This is a genomic window from Cellulomonas endophytica, assembly GCF_004123805.1.
Lineage (GTDB): Bacteria > Actinomycetota > Actinomycetes > Actinomycetales > Cellulomonadaceae > Cellulomonas > Cellulomonas endophytica.
This window is the reverse complement of record NZ_RWJX01000015.1, coordinates 1-16,429: the sequence shown is the minus strand read 5'-3', so window position 1 is coordinate 16,429 and position 16,429 is coordinate 1. Positions and strand designations below refer to the sequence as shown.

At 76.9% G+C, this 16,429-nt stretch carries 15 protein-coding genes; 12 read left to right on the top strand and 3 right to left on the bottom strand.

The features are described 5' to 3' along the window. Window positions 1-13 precede the first annotated feature (13 nt). Window positions 14-1,294 carry an amidohydrolase gene (locus tag EJA20_RS06535; protein ID WP_129337360.1) on the top strand — a complete coding sequence of 427 codons (1,281 nt, stop codon included), beginning with the start codon at window positions 14-16 and terminating at the stop codon, window positions 1,292-1,294. A 71-nt stretch (window positions 1,295-1,365) separates the two neighbouring features. Here the strand turns inward: EJA20_RS06535 and pgi are convergent, their stop codons facing one another. Then, window positions 1,366-3,060, bottom strand: a complete 1,695-nt coding sequence (pgi, locus tag EJA20_RS06530; RefSeq protein WP_129337359.1) for a glucose-6-phosphate isomerase — start codon at window positions 3,058-3,060, stop codon at window positions 1,366-1,368. Window positions 3,061-3,177: 117 nt separating this feature from the next. Between pgi and EJA20_RS06525 the strand changes: the two genes are divergently transcribed. Then, a complete protein-coding gene (locus EJA20_RS06525; RefSeq protein WP_240675124.1) occupies window positions 3,178-3,567 on the top strand; it encodes a hypothetical protein in 390 nt (129 codons plus the stop codon). Window positions 3,568-3,589: 22 nt separating this feature from the next. Here the strand turns inward: EJA20_RS06525 and EJA20_RS06520 are convergent, their stop codons facing one another. Next, window positions 3,590-4,765, bottom strand: a complete 1,176-nt coding sequence (locus tag EJA20_RS06520; RefSeq protein ID WP_129337358.1) for a GNAT family N-acetyltransferase — start codon at window positions 4,763-4,765, stop codon at window positions 3,590-3,592. Between the two features lie 73 nt (window positions 4,766-4,838). Between EJA20_RS06520 and EJA20_RS06515 the strand changes: the two genes are divergently transcribed. From EJA20_RS06515 to EJA20_RS06505, 3 genes are all read left to right on the top strand, one after another. Further along, window positions 4,839-5,219: a DUF3039 domain-containing protein gene (locus tag EJA20_RS06515; protein ID WP_129337357.1), complete on the top strand. Its 381-nt coding sequence runs from the start codon at window positions 4,839-4,841 to the stop codon at window positions 5,217-5,219. After that, window positions 5,216-7,042, top strand: coding sequence for a DEAD/DEAH box helicase (locus EJA20_RS06510; RefSeq protein ID WP_129337356.1), 1,827 nt, complete (start codon window positions 5,216-5,218; stop codon window positions 7,040-7,042). The genes EJA20_RS06515 and EJA20_RS06510 overlap by 4 nt, the downstream gene beginning before the upstream one ends. Window positions 7,043-7,125: 83 nt before the next feature. After that, entirely contained in the window at window positions 7,126-8,643 is a 1,518-nt protein-coding gene (locus EJA20_RS06505) for a serine hydrolase domain-containing protein (protein ID WP_205687400.1), read from the top strand. Between the two features lie 9 nt (window positions 8,644-8,652). On the opposite strand, the gene EJA20_RS06500 is transcribed toward EJA20_RS06505, so the two are convergent. Then, entirely contained in the window at window positions 8,653-9,978 is a 1,326-nt protein-coding gene (locus EJA20_RS06500) for a nicotinate phosphoribosyltransferase (RefSeq protein ID WP_129337354.1), read from the bottom strand. A 62-nt stretch (window positions 9,979-10,040) separates the two neighbouring features. Between EJA20_RS06500 and clpS the strand changes: the two genes are divergently transcribed. The 7 genes from clpS to EJA20_RS06465 all read left to right on the top strand — a co-directional run bounded on the left by clpS (window position 10,041) and on the right by EJA20_RS06465 (window position 16,102). Continuing rightward, window positions 10,041-10,334 carry an ATP-dependent Clp protease adapter ClpS gene (gene clpS / locus EJA20_RS06495; protein ID WP_129337353.1) on the top strand — a complete coding sequence of 98 codons (294 nt, stop codon included), beginning with the start codon at window positions 10,041-10,043 and terminating at the stop codon, window positions 10,332-10,334. A gap of 3 nt (window positions 10,335-10,337) precedes the next feature. Continuing rightward, window positions 10,338-11,048: a DUF2017 family protein gene (locus EJA20_RS06490; protein ID WP_129337352.1), complete on the top strand. Its 711-nt coding sequence runs from the start codon at window positions 10,338-10,340 to the stop codon at window positions 11,046-11,048. Between the two features lie 20 nt (window positions 11,049-11,068). Continuing rightward, window positions 11,069-11,884 (top strand): glutamate racemase, encoded by an 816-nt coding sequence (murI, locus tag EJA20_RS06485; RefSeq protein ID WP_129337351.1) that lies wholly within the window; start codon window positions 11,069-11,071, stop codon window positions 11,882-11,884. Continuing rightward, the gene (locus EJA20_RS06480) at window positions 11,881-12,669 is read left to right on the top strand and encodes an MBL fold metallo-hydrolase (RefSeq protein WP_129337350.1); all 789 of its coding nucleotides are present in this window, start codon (window positions 11,881-11,883) and stop codon (window positions 12,667-12,669) included. The genes murI and EJA20_RS06480 overlap by 4 nt, the downstream gene beginning before the upstream one ends. A 72-nt stretch (window positions 12,670-12,741) precedes the next feature. Further along, window positions 12,742-13,602 carry a ribonuclease PH gene (gene rph, locus EJA20_RS06475; RefSeq protein WP_129337349.1) on the top strand — a complete coding sequence of 287 codons (861 nt, stop codon included), beginning with the start codon at window positions 12,742-12,744 and terminating at the stop codon, window positions 13,600-13,602. Next, complete coding sequence (gene rdgB / locus EJA20_RS06470) at window positions 13,599-14,276, top strand: RdgB/HAM1 family non-canonical purine NTP pyrophosphatase (RefSeq protein ID WP_129337348.1); 678 nt, start codon at window positions 13,599-13,601, stop codon at window positions 14,274-14,276. The genes rph and rdgB overlap by 4 nt, the downstream gene beginning before the upstream one ends. 17 nt (window positions 14,277-14,293) lie before the next feature. After that, entirely contained in the window at window positions 14,294-16,102 is a 1,809-nt protein-coding gene (locus EJA20_RS06465; protein WP_129337347.1) for an ABC-F family ATP-binding cassette domain-containing protein, read from the top strand. Window positions 16,103-16,429: the final 327 nt, after the last annotated feature.

Here is a 16,429-nt window from a genome sequence, read left to right as displayed (position 1 = left end):
ATACCGTGGCGCCATGACGACCCCTGACGCCGGACCCCGCACGCTCCCCACCCGCGACCCCGGCGCCCTGCGCCACCGCGGCACCCTCGCCGTGGTCGGCGGGCACGTCGTCCCCGTCGTCGGGGAGCCGGTCCCCGGCGGCACCGTCCTCGTGGTCGACGGCCGGATCACCGCCGTCGGCGCGGACGTGGCCGTCCCCGAGGGCGCCGAGGTCGTCGACGCGACCGGCCGCTGGGTGCTGCCGGGGTTCGTCGAGGCGCACGGGCACGTCGGCCTCCACGAGGAGGGCGAGGGCGTCGCCGGCAACGACACGAACGAGATGACCCGGACCAACGCGGCCGCCGTGCGCGCGATCGACGCGGTGAACGTCGACGACGAGGGCTTCCGGGACGCCCTCGCCGGCGGCATCACCTCCGTCGTCGTGAAGCCCGGCTCGGGCAACCCGATCGGGGGCCAGTCCGTGGCGATGAAGACCTGGGGCGGCCGCACGGTCGACGAGCAGGTCATCCGGGCCTCCGTGTCGGTGAAGTCGGCGCTCGGGGAGAACCCCAAGCGCGTGTGGGGGGAGCGCAAGCAGACGCCGCAGACCCGGCTCGGCACGGCCGCCGTCATCCGCGAGGCCTTCCTCGCCGCCGAGCACTACCGGGCCAGGCGCGACGCCGCCGCCGCGAAGGACGAGCCCTTCGCCCGCGACCTCACCCACGAGACCCTCGTGCGTGTGCTCGAGGGCGAGCTCGTCTGGGACCAGCACACGCACCGGCACGACGACATCGCCACCGCCCTGCGCCTGGCCGACGAGTTCGGCTACCGCCTCGTCGTCAACCACGGCACGGAGGGCCACAAGCTCGCGGACGTGCTCGCCGAGCGCGACGTGCCGGTCGTCTTCGGCCCCATGTTCACCAGCCGGTCCAAGGTGGAGCTGCGCGACCGGGGCATCGAGCACCTGGCCACCCTCGCCGCGGCGGGTGTCCGGGTCGCCATCACCACCGACCACCCCGTGGTGCCCATCAACTTCCTCGTGCACCAGGCCACGCTCGCCGTGAAGGAGGGGCTGCCCGCCCGCACAGCGATCGAGGCGCTCACGGTCAACCCCGCCGCCTTCTTCGGCCTCGAGGGTCGCATCGGCGCCCTCGAGCCCGGCCGCGACGGCGACCTCGTCATCTGGTCGGGAGACCCGCTCGACGTCACCTCCCGCGCGGAGCACGTCGTCATCGAGGGCCGCACGGTCTACACCTGGGACGCGGCCGCCGGCCGGGGCCGGGTCGTCGAGCGCGCGGAGCGCTTCGCCCGCTGACCGCCGGCGACGACGCGGGCCCGTCGCCCCCGGGTGGGGGGTGGCGGGCCCTCGTCGTGCGTCGGGACCGCTCAGCCGCGCAGCTCCAGGTACTTCGCGATGAGGGCCTTCGTCGACGGGTCCTGCGCCTCGAGGGCGTCGGCGTCCCCCTCGACGGCCGGCGTGATCTGCTGCGCGAGCACCTTGCCGAGCTCCACGCCCCACTGGTCGAAGGAGTCGATGCCCCACACGACGCCCTGGACGAAGGTGATGTGCTCGTACAGCGCGACGAGCTGCCCCAGCACCGACGGCGTGAGGGACGGGGCGAGGATCGACGTCGTCGGCCGGTTGCCGCCGAAGACCCGCGCCGGGACGACGGCCTCGGCGGTGCCCTCGGCGCGCACCTCGTCGGCGGTCTTGCCGAAGGCCAGCGCCTTCGTCTGCGCGAAGAAGTTCGCCAGGAAGAGCCCGTGGACGTCGGTGTCGCCGTCCTTGAGGGGGTGCGACGGGTTCGCCATGGCGATGAAGTCCGCCGGGATGAGCCGCGTGCCCTGGTGGATGAGCTGGTAGAACGCGTGCTGCCCGTTCGTGCCGGGCTCGCCCCAGAACACCTCGCCCGTCTGCGTCGTGACGGGGGAGCCGTCCCAGCGCACGGACTTGCCGTTGGACTCCATCGTCAGCTGCTGCAGGTAGGCCGGGAACCGGTGCAGGTGCTGGTCGTAGGGCAGGACGGCGTGCGTGTGCGCGTCGAGGAAGTTCACGTACCAGACGTTGAGCAGGCCCATGAGGACGGGCACGTTGCGCTCGAGCGGGGTCGTGGCCACGTGCTCGTCGACCGCGCGGAAGCCGGCGAGGAGCTGCTCGAACGCCTCGGGGCCGATCGCGACGGCCAGCGACGTGCCGATCGCCGAGTCCAGGGAGTAGCGGCCGCCGACCCAGTCCCAGAAGCCGAAGGCGTTGGCCGGGTCGATGCCGAACGCGGCGACCTTGTCCAGGGCGGTCGACACGGCGACGAAGTGCTTCGCCACCGCGGCCGAGCGCGCGTCCTCGTCGTTGGAGATCGCGCCGGCCTCGACGAGCCCGTCCCACAGCCAGGCGCGGGCCAGGCGCGCGTTCGTCAGCGTCTCGAGCGTGCCGAAGGTCTTGCTCGCGACGATGAACAGGGTCGTCGCGGGGTCGAGGTCGCCGACCGTCTCGGCGAGGTCGGTCGGGTCGATGTTCGAGACGAACCGGACCTCGAGCCCGTTCTGCACGTAGGGCTGCAGCGCCTCGTAGGCCATGACCGGGCCGAGGTCGGAGCCGCCGATGCCGATGTTGACCACGGTCCGGACGCGCTGGCCGGTCACGCCGGTCCAGGTGCCCGAGCGGACCTTCTCCGCGAAGGCGTAGACCTTCTGCAGCTCGGCCTGCACGTCGGCGTCCACGTCCTGCCCGTCGACGACGAGGGGCGGCTGCGTGCCCGCCGGCCGCCGCAGCGCCGCGTGCAGCACCGCGCGGTCCTCGGTGACGTTGATGTGCTCGCCCCGCAGCATCGCCTCGAGCCGGTCGGTGACGCCCACCTCCTGGGCGAGGCGCACGAGCAGCGCGAGCGTCTCGTCCGTGACGAGGTTCTTCGACAGGTCCACGTGCAGGTCGGCCAGCGGCAGGCTGAGGCGCTCGGCACGCGCGGGGTCGGCGGCGAAGAGGCCGCGCAGGTCCGGGCGGGTCGCGTCGCGGTGGGCGGTGAGGTCCGCCCAGGCCGAGGTGGTCGTCGCGTCGACGGGGGCGGCGGTGGGCTCGCTGGTCACGGTGCTCCTCGGGGGTCCGCCGGGGACGGCGGTGGTGGCGGCGGTGGTGGCTGCGGGACGCCCCCACCGTAGTGACCCGGGCGGTGGCGCGGCGGCCGGGCGGGCAGGATCGTCCCCGTGAGCACGCCCCGTCCCGCCCCCTCGGCCGTCGCCGCGCGCCGTCCCGTCCGCGGCCCCTGGCCGGCGCTCCCGACCGCCGTCCCCGCCGCCGTCACGCTCGTCCTCGGCTTCGCGGTGGCGCAGGGCACCGGCGTGCGCGCGCTCGGCGGGGCGGTGCTCGTCGTGGGGGTCGCCTGGTGCGCGTGGCGGTCCCTGCCGCCCGCGGGCGCGGTGCGGGTGGCGCTCGTGGTGCTCCTCGGCGCGCTGTGCTTCGTCGCCGCACACGTGCTCGCGGACCCGCTGGGGGCCTGGCCGGCGGTGCTCGTCGCGGCCGCGGTGCTGGCGGCGGGCACCGCGCTCCTCGTCGACCTCCCCGCGCGCGCCCGGGGCGCCGGACCCCGCGGTTGAACGCGTCGGGGCGGCGGGCCGCTCAAAGGGTCCGCTGCCACTCCGCGTCGACGGCCGAGGGCGCGAAGCCGAGCGCGACGTTGATGGCGAGCATCGGCCCGTTCTCCTGCGCGTTCCAGGTGTGCACCCGCCGGGCGGACGGCCGACGGGTGGCGAGCTCGGTGAGCACGCGGGCCTTGAGCAGCATCCCCAGCCGGTCCCCGCGGTGCTCGCGCAGCACGAGGGTGTCGTCCTGCAGCACCACGGCGGGCCGCCCCCGGGGCAGCCCGACGAGCGTGAACGCGACGAGGCGTCCGCCCGGCCGGTGCTCGGCCGCCGCCAGGAGGAACCCGTTCCCCCGGCCGTGGATCTCCCGGAACCAGACCCGCACCCGCTCCGCGTCCCACGGGTCCTCGCCGACGTCGAGCCCGCCCGCCGGGGCGTCGGTGGACATGCGCGTCTCCAGGAGCGCGACGTCGTCGAGCCACCGCTCCGGGACGGCGTCCTCCCAGACGTGGACGCGGTAGTCCTCCCCGGCGGCCCTCCGCGCCTCGTCGTGCAGCTCGGCGAGCGTCGCGGGCGGGACCGGCAGCGTGAGCGTCGACCCCCGCACGACCTGCTCGAGCGCCCACTCGTGGGCGAGGGCGAACCGGGTGGCGTCGTCGTCGGCCGGGATGCGGCCGCTCCCGGTGGGCGACTCCAGCGCGCCCGGGCCCGGCGGGGGCTCCAGGGCGTAGGACGCGTCGGACTGGAGCACCGTGCGGCCGTGCGCGGCGGCGAGGGCCAGGCAGGCGTCGTGCAGGCGCCCGCCGATGCCGCGCCGGCGCCAGCCGGGCAGGACGGCCACGTGCACGACGGCCACGTGCGTGTCCGCGAGCAGCGGCATCCGGACCATCGCGCGGCCGACGACGGCCTCCGCCCCGGTCCGGTCCCCGCGCACCGCGACGAGCCGGACGAGCCGCCGGTAGACCGTGTCGTCGAGCCCGCTGCGCGCCGCGGCGGCGTCGAGCGCGACGTCGTCGTGCCCGTGGATCGCGAGGTCCACCTCCCGCGACACGCGCGCGGTGCCGTGCAGCGCCCAGGACGCCGCCGGGTCGTCGGGGTCCGCGGCCGGCACGGTCTCCAGCCGGACCTCGACGGGCGCGTCGTCCCCGGGCCGGGGCACGACGAGGGGCGGCAGGTCGGTCACGTGCAGGTCGGGCGCGTCGGTGGCGGGCACGCCCGCAGCGTGGTGGCCCGGGCCTCACCGGCGCCACGGCTTTTCGTCGGGGGCCCGTCGTAGACTCGGCCCCATGAGCGAGCCGTTCCCCCCGAGCACGCCCGAGCCCGACCGGCTCTCCGACCCCTCGTCGGGCGCCTCCACGGGGCTCCTCGAGCGGCCGCAGTCCCAGGAGGCCGAGCCCGGGGACCACGAGCGCTTCGCGCACTACGTGCGCAAGGAGAAGGTCATGCAGTCCGCGATGACCGGCAAGCCCGTCATCGCGCTCTGCGGCAAGGTCTGGGTGCCCGGCCGCGACCCCGAGAAGTTCCCCGTGTGCCCCGTGTGCAAGGAGATCTACGAGGGCCTGCGCCCGCCCGGCGACGAGGGCGGCGAGTCCGGCGAGGGCTCCGGGGGCGGCGGACGCCGCTTCGGCTTCGGCCGCAACCGCGGCTCGGGCTCCGACGGCGCGTGAGCCCGGCACCCCACACGTCGCCCGCCGCGGGGCACGCCTCTCCCGCCGCCGCCACCCAGCTGCCGCCGGCCTTCCCCGGCCGCGCTCCCTGGGGGACGGCGGGAAAGCTGCGCGCCTGGCAGGCGGAGGCGCTGGAGCAGTACCGCGCGCGCCAGCCGCGGGACTTCCTCGCCGTCGCCACCCCCGGCGCCGGCAAGACGACCTTCGCCCTGCGCCTGGCCACGGAGCTGCTGGCGGCCGGCACGGTGCGGCGCCTGACCGTCGTCGCCCCGACGGAGCACCTCAAGCACCAGTGGGCCGACGCGGCCGCGCGCGTGGGCATCAAGCTCGACCCCAACTTCCGCAACAGCCAGGGCCGGCACGGGCACGGCTTCGACGGCGTCGCGGTGACGTACGCGCAGGTGGCGACCAAGCCGGCGCTGCACGCGGCGCGCACGGAGGCCGAGCGCACCCTCGTCGTGCTCGACGAGGTGCACCACGGCGGCGACGCGCTGTCCTGGGGCGACGCGGTGCGCGAGGCGTTCGAGGGCGCCGAACGGCGGCTGGCGCTGACGGGCACGCCCTTCCGCTCCGACACCGCCGCCATCCCGTTCGTCACCTACGCGCCGGACCAGCACGGCATCCGCCGCAGCGTCGCCGACTACTCCTACGGGTACGGCGACGCGCTGCGCGACCACGTCGTCCGGCCCGTCATCTTCCTGTCCTACGGCGGCTCCATGCGCTGGCGGACGAAGGCCGGCGACGAGGTCGCGGCGCGCCTGGGCGAGCCCCTGACCAAGGACATGACGGCGCAGGCGTGGCGCACGGCGCTCGACCCGGAGGGCGAGTGGGTGCCGAGCGTGCTGCGCGCCGCCGACCGGCGCCTGACGGAGGTCCGGCGCACGGTCCCCGACGCCGGCGCCATGGTCATCGCCACGGACCAGACGGACGCCCGCGCCTACGCCGGCCACCTCGCGCGCCTCACCGGCTCCTCGCCCACCGTCGTGCTCTCCGACGACGAGGGCGCCAGCGCGCGCATCGACGAGTTCTCGCGCGGGACCGGCCGCTGGCTCGTGGCCGTGCGCATGGTCTCCGAGGGCGTCGACGTGCCGCGCCTGGCGGTCGGGGTGTACGCGACGAGCGCCTCGACGCCGCTGTTCTTCGCGCAGGCCGTGGGGCGCTTCGTGCGTGCCCGCAAGCGCGGGGAGACGGCCTCCGTGTTCCTCCCGAGCGTCGCGCCGCTGCTCGCGCTGGCGCACGGGCTGGAGCTCGAGCGCGACCACGCGCTCGACCGGGACCCGAAGCCCGAGGAGCAGGGCGAGGGCTGGAGCCCGGAGGACGGGCTCCTGGCCGCCGCGAACCAGGACCGCAAGGGCTCCGACGCCCTCGGGCCGGACGGCAAGCCCGCGGCGTTCCAGGCGCTGGAGGCGCAGGCGTCCTTCGACCGCGTGCTCTTCGACGGCGGCGAGTTCGGCACGGGCGCGGAGGTCGGCTCCGAGGAGGAGCAGGACTTCCTGGGGCTGCCCGGTCTGCTGGACGCCGACCAGGTGACGACCCTGCTGCGCCAGCGCCAGGCGGACCAGGTCGCCGGGCGGCGCTCGGGGCGGGGGTCCGCGCCGGCCGGCCCGACGCCCGAGGAGATGGACCACCGGCGCCAGGCGGAGCTGCGCAAGGAGCTGGCGCAGCTCGTCGGGGCGTGGGCGCGCAAGAGCGGCCAGCCGCACGGGTCGGTCCACGCCGAGCTGCGGCGGCGCTGCGGCGGCCCGGAGGTCGCGCTCGCCGACCCCGACCAGCTGACGAAGCGGGTCGCCATGCTGCGCGACTGGTTCGTCGGGCGGCGCTGACCCCACCGGCCCGACCGCCCGGTCGGGGAGGCGCCCGTCCCGGCCGGTTGTCCGTGTCGGTGCCCTCTGGTCGGATGGCGCCCGTGACGACAGCCGCCTCGAGGACGAGCCCTGCGACCGGTCCGGCGACCGGGCCCCTGACCCTGCCGCGTGCGGCACCGGAGTCCGTCGGGGTGGACCCGGCGGGGGTGTCCGCCTTCCTCGACGACGTCGCCGCGCGCGGCCTCGAGCTGCACGGGCTCATGGTGCTCCGGCGCGGTGCCGTGGCGGCGGAGGGGTGGTGGGAGCCCTACGGCCCGGACCGCGTCCACCTGCTCTACTCGCTCAGCAAGACGTTCACGTCCGCGGCGCTCGGTCACGCGGTCGCGGAGGGCCTCGTCGACCTCGACGCCACCGTGCTCTCCTGCTTCCCCGAGCTCGACGACGAGGTCACGGACCCGCGCAGCCGGGCGATCCGGGTGCGGGACGTCGCCGCGATGGCGAGCGGGCACGAGACGGAGACCGTCGACCGGGCGTGGGCGCTCTCGCCCGAGGACCTCGTGCGGGGCTTCCTGCTGCTGCCGCCCGAGCACGACCCCGGGTCGCACTTCGCCTACAACCAGCCGTGCACGTACGCTCTCGCGGCGATCCTCCAGCGGGCCTCCGGCACCACCCTCACGGAGTACCTGCGGCCGCGGGTCCTCGAGCCGCTGGGCATCACGGTCGGCGGGTGGCAGCAGCGGCCGGAGGGTCAGGACCTGGGCTACTCGGGGCTGCACCTGACGACGGAGTCGGCGGCGCGGCTGGGGCTGGCGCTGCTGGGGGACGGCGTGGTGCAGGGCCGCCGGGTGCTGCCCGAGGGCTGGGTCGCGGAGATGTCGCGGGTGCACGTCGCGACGGCGCCGGTGCCGGACCCGGAGGGCGCCGGCGAGGTGGCGGGTGCCGGGGAGGGCTGGCGGGGGGACTGGGCGCAGGGGTACGGCTTCCAGGTCTGGCGCTCGCGGCACGGCTTCCGCGGCGACGGCGCGTTCGGCCAGTTCTGCCTCGTCCTGCCCGAGCTCGACGCGGTGGTCGCCACGAACGCCGCCACGGAGGACCTGCAGGGGATCCTCGAGGCGGTGTGGACGCACCTGCTGCCCGCGCTCGGCGACGGCGACGCCGGGAGCGAGGACCCCGCCGGTCCGACTCCGGCCGCGGCGGCGCTCGCGGAGCGCCTGCGGGGCCTCGCCCTCCCGGTCGCGGCCACGGCCGCGGAGCTGCAGGAGGGGACGTGGGTCGGCGGCGCGGCGGACGCCGTCGGGCTGGGGCGGCTGGAGCTGCGTCGTGCCGGCGACCGGTGGGTGGTCGAGGTGAGCCTCGGCGGCGAGGCCCTCGTCGTGGAGGCCGGCGTCGGCCGGTGGGCGGTGACGGAGCCCGTCGGCGGCCGCGCCGCGATCGCCGCCGCCGTCGGGGCACCCGACGCCGACACCGTCGAGGTGGAGGTGGCGCTCGTCGAGACGCCGCACCGGCTGACGGTGCGCGGCCGGCGCTCGACGGGCGAGCTGACGAGCACCTGGCGCACGCGTCCGCTGGGCGGGCAGCCCTCGCTCGTGTCCTACCAGCGCCCGCTCACGGCGGGCTGACGGACGAGCCTAGAGCTCGAGCAGCACCGTGGGCACGCCGGGCTCGTCGGCGGACAGGCGGCGCGACGAGCGTGGCAGCTCCGCGCGCGAGCGGGTGTGGCGGTCGGCCGCGCGCCGCACGCCCTCGGCCCCGGTGAGGCCCGGCAGCACGGTGCCGTCCTCGACGAGCGGGACGAGCAGGGGACGGAGGCTGTCGTCGGCGGGCCGCCAGGAGCGGACGGCCTCGTCGGGACCGGTGACGACGACCTCCTCGACGGCGCACCCGTCCGGCCCGAGGCGGCGGGCGGCGGTCTTGCGCCCGCCCTGGCTCGTCTTCGACGTCGACGCCTTCGCGACCGGGCGCAGCGCCCCGGACGCGTCCTCGCGGGCGACGAGCTTGTAGACCATGCCGCAGGTGGGGTGCCCGGACCCGGTGACGAGCGACGTGCCGACGCCGTAGGTGTCCACGGGGGCCGAGGCGAGGGCGGCGATGGCGAACTCGTCGAGGTCGGACGTCACGACGATCCTCGTGCCCGTCGCGCCGGCGGCGTCGAGCTGCGCGCGCACCTCGTGCGCGAGGACCCCGAGGTCGCCGGAGTCGAGCCGGACGGCGCCGAGCCCGGTGCCGGCGGCCGCGAGGGCGCGCTCGACGCCGCGGTGCACGTCGTAGGTGTCGACGAGCAGCGTCGTGCCCGGCCCCTGGGAGGCGACCTGGGAGGCGAAGGCGGTGGGCTCGTCGTCGTGCAGGAGCGTGAAGGCGTGCGCCGCGGTGCCGATCGTGGGCAGCCCGTACCGCCGGCCGGCCTCGAGCAGGGAGGTCGCGGCGAACCCGCCGACGACGGCGGCCCGCGACGCGGCGACCGCGGCGTCCTCGTTCGCGCGGCGGGCGCCCATCTCCAGGCAGGGGCGGTCCCCGGCGGCGGTCGTCATGCGGGAGGCGGCGCTCGCCACCGCGGAGTCGTAGTTGAGGACGGAGAGCACGAACGTCTCGAGGACGACGGCCTCGGCGAAGGTGCCCTCGACGACGAGCACGGGGGAGGCCGGCAGGAACACCTCGCCCTCGGCGTAGCCGTGCACCTGGCCCGTGAAGCGGTAGGACTCGAGCCAGGCGAGGGTGCGGTCGTCGACGACGTGCTGCTCGTCGAGCCAGGCGAGCTCCCCGGGGCCGAACCGGAAGTCGGCCAGCCCATCGAGCACGCGGCCCGTCCCGGCGACGACGCCGTACCGCCGCCCGGCGGGGAGGCGGCGGCTGAACACCTCGAAGACGCAGCGCCGGTCGGCGGTGCCGTCGGCCAGGGCGGCCTGGAGCATCGTCAGCTCGTAGCGGTCCGTGAGCAGCGCGGTCGACCCCGTCATGGCCCGTGAACCTACCCACACCCGCGCCGCGCCGCCCTCGGCGGCCCGCCTAGAGTGGCCCCGTGCCCGCCGCGACCGCGCCCGCCGAGGTCGTCGCCCCCGAGAGCGGCCTCGGCACCGCCGACGCCTGGGTGACCCTCGTGTGGAACGACCCGGTGAACCTCATGAGCTACGTGACCTACGTCTTCGAGAGCTACTTCGGCTACCCGCGCGGGAAGGCCGAGCGCCTCATGCGGCAGGTGCACGAGGAGGGCCGGGCGGCCGTGTCCACCGGCACCCGCGAGGCGATGGAGGTCGACGTGCAGGCGATGCACGGGTTCGGGCTCTGGGCGACGATGCAGCGCGGCGGCGAGTAGGGCGTGCGCGACTTCCGGAAGGTGCGCGGCGCGTTCGTCGCGGAGCTCGAGCCCGTCGAGCGGCAGGTCGTCGCGGGGGTGCTGGCCGACGTGGCGCTGCTCCTCGGCGCGCCCGCGGGCCCCGACGGGGACCCGCTCGACCCGGCGGGGGAGCCCGGGGCCGGGGGCGCGGCGGGGGACGGCGCGGGTCCGGCGGGGCTGGCCTCGAGCGCCGCGGGGCCGCTCGGCTGGAGCGTGGAGGCCCTGCCCGTCCCGGAGGACCCCGCGGTGCGCCGCCTGCTGCCCGACGCCTCTCGGGAGGACCCGGAGGTGGCCGCGGAGTTCCGTCGCCTGACGGAGGCGGACCTGCGTGCGACGAAGATCACGCGCCTGCTCGCGCTGCGCCGGGCGCTGCTCGGCGGACGTCCCGGGTGGCCCGCGGAGGCCCTCGTCGTGACTCCCGACGAGGCGCCCGCGGTGGCCGCGACGCTGACGGACGTGCGGCTCGTGCTCGCCGACCGGCTCGGCCTGACGACGGACGCGCAGGTCGACGCGCTCTACGCCGACCTCGACGCGGAGGCGGCCGCGCGGCCGCGGCGCCGGCGGGCGGGGACCGCGGGCACGGGCGGCGACGCGGCGGCCGAGGCGCGCCGCTCCCTCGCCGCGGTGTACGGCGCGCTGACCTACCTCCAGGAGACGCTCGTCACGCTCCTGGCGCGCGAGCGGCGTCGCTAGCCCTGGTTAGGGTCGGCGCCGTGAACGACGCCCCGATCGGGATCTTCGACTCCGGCGTCGGGGGGCTCACCGTCGCGCGGGCGATCCTCGACCAGCTGCCCCACGAGTCCACCCTGTACCTCGGGGACACCCGCAACACCCCCTACGGCACGAAGCCGCTGGCGGCGGTGCGGGCGTTCGCCCTCGAGGCGCTCGACGACCTCGTCGACGCCGGCGTGAAGATGCTGGTCATCGCCTGCAACACCGCCTCGGCCGCGATGCTGCGGGACGCCCGGGAGCGCTACACGCTGCGCCGCGGCATCCCCGTCGTCGAGGTCATCCTGCCGGCGGCGCGGCGGGCGGCGTCCGCCACCCGCTCGGGTCGCGTGGGCGTCATCGCCACGCGGTCCACCGTCGACTCGCGCGCCTACGACGACGCCCTGGCGGCCGCCCCGGGCGTCACCCTCACGACGCAGGCGTGCCCGCAGTTCGTCGACCTCGTCGAGGCCGGGGTGACCTCGGGGCCCCAGGTGCTGTCCGTGGCGCACGAGTACCTCGACCCGGTCCGCGACGCGGGCGTCGACACCCTCGTCCTCGGCTGCACGCACTACCCGCTGCTCACGGGCGCGATCTCCTACGTCATGGGCGAGGGCGTCACGCTCGTGTCCAGCGCGGAGGAGACGGCCAAGGACGTGTACCGGCAGCTCGTCGCCCACGACCTCGAGCGCGACCCGATGGCCGGCCCGCCGCGCCACCGCTTCCTCGCCACGGGCGACCCCCTGTCCTTCCAGGTGCTCGCGCGCCGGTTCCTCGGCCCCGAGGTGGAGCTCGTCGAGCCGAAGGAGGCGCTGCGATGAGGCTGCGCGTGCTCGGCTGCGCCGGGTCCTACCCGAGCGCGGAGTCCGCCGCGTCGAGCTACCTCGTCCAGGCGGAGGACGCCGACGGGCGGACGTGGTCCGTGGTGCTCGACCTCGGCAACGGGGCGCTCGGTCCCCTCCAGCGGTGGGGGGACCCGACGACCCTCGACGCGGTCGCCATCAGCCACCTGCACGCGGACCACGCGGCGGACCTGCTCGTGCTCAACGTGCTGCGCCGCTACCGGCCCGACGGCCCCCTGCCGCCCCTGCCGCTGCACGCGCCGGCCGACGCGGGGGAGTGGCTCGCGCTGCTCGCCGACAAGGACCCGGGCGTCGACGCGACCGGCCAGCTCGTCCTCCAGCCGTGGGAGGCGGGGGTGCCGGTGACGATCGGGCCGTTCACGGTCGTCGCGGTGCCCGTGCTCCACCCGGTGCCGGCGTTCGGCCTGCGCGTCACGGGGCCGGCCGAGGGCGACCCGGCCCGCCCGGTCACGCTCTCCTACACGGGCGACACCGACGAGTGCGAGGGCCTCGACACGCTCGCGCTCGGCGCGGACCTGCTGCTCGCGGAGGCCGCCTACGTGGAGGGGCGCGACGACGCGGTGCGCGGCGTCCACCTCACGGGCCGGCGGGCGGGCGCGGCGGCGGCGCGGGGCGGGGTGCCCCGGCTCGTGCTCACCCACGTGCCGGCCTGGAACGACCCCGGGGTCGCCGTCCGTGAGGCGCGCGAGGTGTACGACGGGGACGTCGTGCTGGCCGAGCCGGGGGCGCTGCACGTCCTCTGAGCGGACGGGTCCCGGGGCCGGGCGGCGTCGTCGCCGGGAGGGCGGCCGCGCGCTCGCCGTTAGGCTCGACGCATGACCCTCCCCCCCTCCGCGACGACGGTCGCGCGCGCCGACGGCCGCCGGGCCGACGAGCTGCGCCCCGTGACGATCACCCGCCGCTTCCTGTCCGCCGGCGAGGGCAACGTGCTCGTCGAGTTCGGCGACACCCGGGTCCTGTGCGTGGCCTCGTTCACGGAGGGCGTGCCGCGCTGGCGCAAGGGCTCGGGCGAGGGCTGGGTCACGGCCGAGTACGCGATGCTCCCGCGGGCGACGAGCAGCCGCTCCGACCGCGAGTCCGTGCGGGGCAAGGTCGGGGGCCGCACGCACGAGATCTCGCGCCTCGTCGGCCGGTCGCTGCGGGCGGTCGTCGACGTGGCCGCGCTCGGGGAGAACACGCTCGTGCTCGACTGCGACGTGCTGCAGGCCGACGGCGGCACCCGCACCGCGGCCATCACGGGCGCCTACGTGGCGCTGGCCGACGCGGTGGCGTGGGCGACGCAGAAGCGGCTCATCAAGCCGGGCCGCGCGGTGCTGCGCGACAGCGTGGCGGCCGTGAGCGTCGGGATCGTCGACGGCGTCCCGGTGCTCGACCTGCCCTACGTCGAGGACGTGCGGGCCGAGACGGACATGAACGTCGTCGTGACCGGGTCGGGGACGTTCGTCGAGGTGCAGGGCACGGCCGAGCACGCGCCGTTCGACCGCGCCGAGCTCGACGCCCTGCTCGACCTGGCGCTCGTCGGGACCGCGGAGCTCACCCGGCTGCAGACGGCCGCGCTGGCCGGCGAGGCCGGGCCGGGGACGGCGACGAAGGCCGCCGTGCCGACGGTGCCGACGGGTCCCGGGGCGCCGGCTGGGGGCGCCTCCGCCGCCGCGCCCGCCCCGGGGGACCGGTGACCGTCCCCGCCGGCGCGCGCCTGGTGCTCGCCACGCACAACGCGCACAAGGTCGCCGAGCTGCGGGCGATCCTCGGCGCCGCGCTGCCCGACCTCCCCGACGGGGCCGTCGTCGGCGCGGCGGACGTCGGGGCGCCCGAGCCCGTCGAGGACGGGGTGACCTTCGAGCAGAACGCGCTCATCAAGGCGCGCGCGCTCGCGGCCGCCACGGGCCTGCCGGCCGTCGCCGACGACTCCGGCCTCGCCGTGGACGTGCTCGGCGGGTCGCCGGGCATCTTCTCGGCGCGCTGGGCCGGACGGCACGGCGACGACGCCGCCAACCTCGCCCTGCTCCTCGCACAGCTCGCCGACGTGCGGCCCGAGCACCGCGCGGCGCGCTTCGTGTGCGCGGCGGCGCTCGTCGTCCCGCCCGGTGCCCCCGGGGTCGCGGCGGAGGCGGCGGCGGGGCTCGAGCACGTCGCGACGGGCGCCCTCGAGGGGACGCTCGCCGAGGTGCCGCGCGGGTCCTACGGCTTCGGCTACGACCCGCTCCTCGTGCCCCTCGGCGGGTCCAGGACCTGCGCGGAGCTGACGCCCGACGAGAAGAACGCGATCAGCCACCGGGGCGCGGCGTTCCGCGCGCTGGCGCCCGTCGTCGCCCGGGTGCTGGCCGGCCCGGCGGCGGAGGGGGCCTGAGCCGTGCGGGGGCCGCGATGACCGGGCCCGCCGTCACCGGGACGCGGGCGCCCGCCGGCACGGTGCAGCTCGTCGCGGACGGCGTCAGCTGGGCCTGGCCGGGGCGGCCCGTGGTGACGGGGCTGGACCTCGTGGTGTCCGCGGGCGACCGGGTGGGCCTCGTCGGGGAGAACGGGGCCGGCAAGACGACGCTGCTCCGGGTGCTGGCGGGGGACCTCGTGCCCCAGGCCGGGGCGGTGCGGCGGACGGGCAGCCTCGCCGTCGTCGAGCAGGCCCTCGACGTGGTGCCGGGGGACACGGTGGGCTCCCTCGTCGCGGCGACCCATGCGCGCGTCCGGGAGGCGCAGGCCGCGCTCGACGCCGCGGTGCAGGGGTTCGACCACGAGACAGGGGACCTGGCCGCCCTCGGCGCGGCGCTGGCGGCCGTCGAGCGGCTGGAGGCGTGGGACGTCGACCGGCGCGTCGACGAGGCGCTCACCCGCTTCGGCGCCCCGCGGGACACCGCGCGGCGTCTGGACGAGCTGTCGGTCGGCGAGCGCTACCGCGTGCGGCTGGCGTGCCGCATCGCCGAGCGTGCCGACCTGCTCCTGCTCGACGAGCCGACGAACCACCTCGACGCGGCCGGCATCGGGTACCTCACCGACCGGCTGCGCGCGTGGCCCGGCGGGCTCGTCATCGTCACGCACGACCGCCGGCTCCTCGACGACGTCATGACGGCGATCCTCGACCTCGACCCCTCGATGGACGGGCGGCCCGCGCTCTACGGGGCGACGCGCTACGTGGACTACCGGTTCGCGCGGGACGCCATGCTGCGGCGCTGGTCCGCCCGGTACCGGGCCGAGAGGAAGCGCGCGGCGGCGCTCGCGGAGCGGCTCGACCGGTCCTACGAGGGGCTGTCCGACGAGTGGCGTCCGCCGAAGGGGTCGGACAAGCACCGCCGGGGGACCCGCGCGCGGATCCACGTGAAGGCGGCCGACCGGCTCGTGCAGCGGCTGGAGGCGGAGGCCGTCGAGGTTCCGGTGCCGCCGCTGACGCTCGCGTTCCCGGACCTGCCGGCGCTGCCGAGAGCGGTCGACGGGGTGCCGGAGCCCTCCACCCTGCTCGAGCTGCGTGCGCCGCGCGTCGTCGCGCCCGGCGGGCACGTGCGACTCGACCTGCCGGGTCACCGCGTCGCGGTGCCGCCGTGCGGGCGCCTGCTCGTGGTCGGGCCGAACGGCTCCGGCAAGTCGACCCTGCTGGCGGCGCTCACGGGCGCCCTGCCCCTCGACCGCGGGGTGCGCTCGGCGGCGCCGGGGGTGCGGCTCGGCGTCCTCGGCCAGGAGCGCGAGGCGGCGGCGCGGCGCGCGCAGGCCGCGGGGGCCGGGGCCGGCGACGGTCCGGCCGGGCGGCCGTTCGCGGCGGTGCCCGACGACGACGTGCCCACCGGCCCGGTCGTCGAGGGCGTGGCACCCCTGGCACCCGACGAGGCCGCCGTCTCGGGGTTCGACGCCTACGGCCGGCACGCCCTCGACCTGCTGCGCGCCGGCCTGCTCGACCCCGACGAGCTCGTGCCGGTCGCGGCGCTGGGGCTGCTGACCGAGGAGGACCTCGACCGGCCGCTGGGCGAGCTGTCCATCGGCCAGCGGCGGCGCTTCGACCTGGCGTGCGCCCTGCTCGCCGCCCCGCACGTGCTGGTGCTCGACGAGCCGACCAACCACCTGTCGGTGCACCTCGTCGACGAGCTCACCGCCGCCCTGCGGAGTACCTCCGCGGCCGTCGTGGTGGCCACGCACGACCGCCAGATGCGCGCGGACCTGGCCGACTGGCCGGTCCTCGAGCTGGGCTGAGGAGGACCACCCGCGACCTCCGCCGCCCTCCGTCGACGCCCGAGCGTGACCGAACCGTCCGCAAGATGGCGGCGGGCGGCGGGCGGCGGGCGGCGGGCGTCGCGAGGACGAGGACAACACCTCGCGCGTCACACGGTCGAGGCACCCGGTCGGTCATCGCGCACCTGCGGGCCGACGACCAGGCTGTCGCGAAGGCACGGGCGGACGACGAGGCCGTCGAGTGCAGACCCGGCGATCGCACGACGAGGCTGCCGCGGGCGCGGGCGCGGGCGCGGGCGCGGGCGCGGGCGCGGGCGCGGGCGCGGGCGCGGGCGGGGGCGCGCGCGG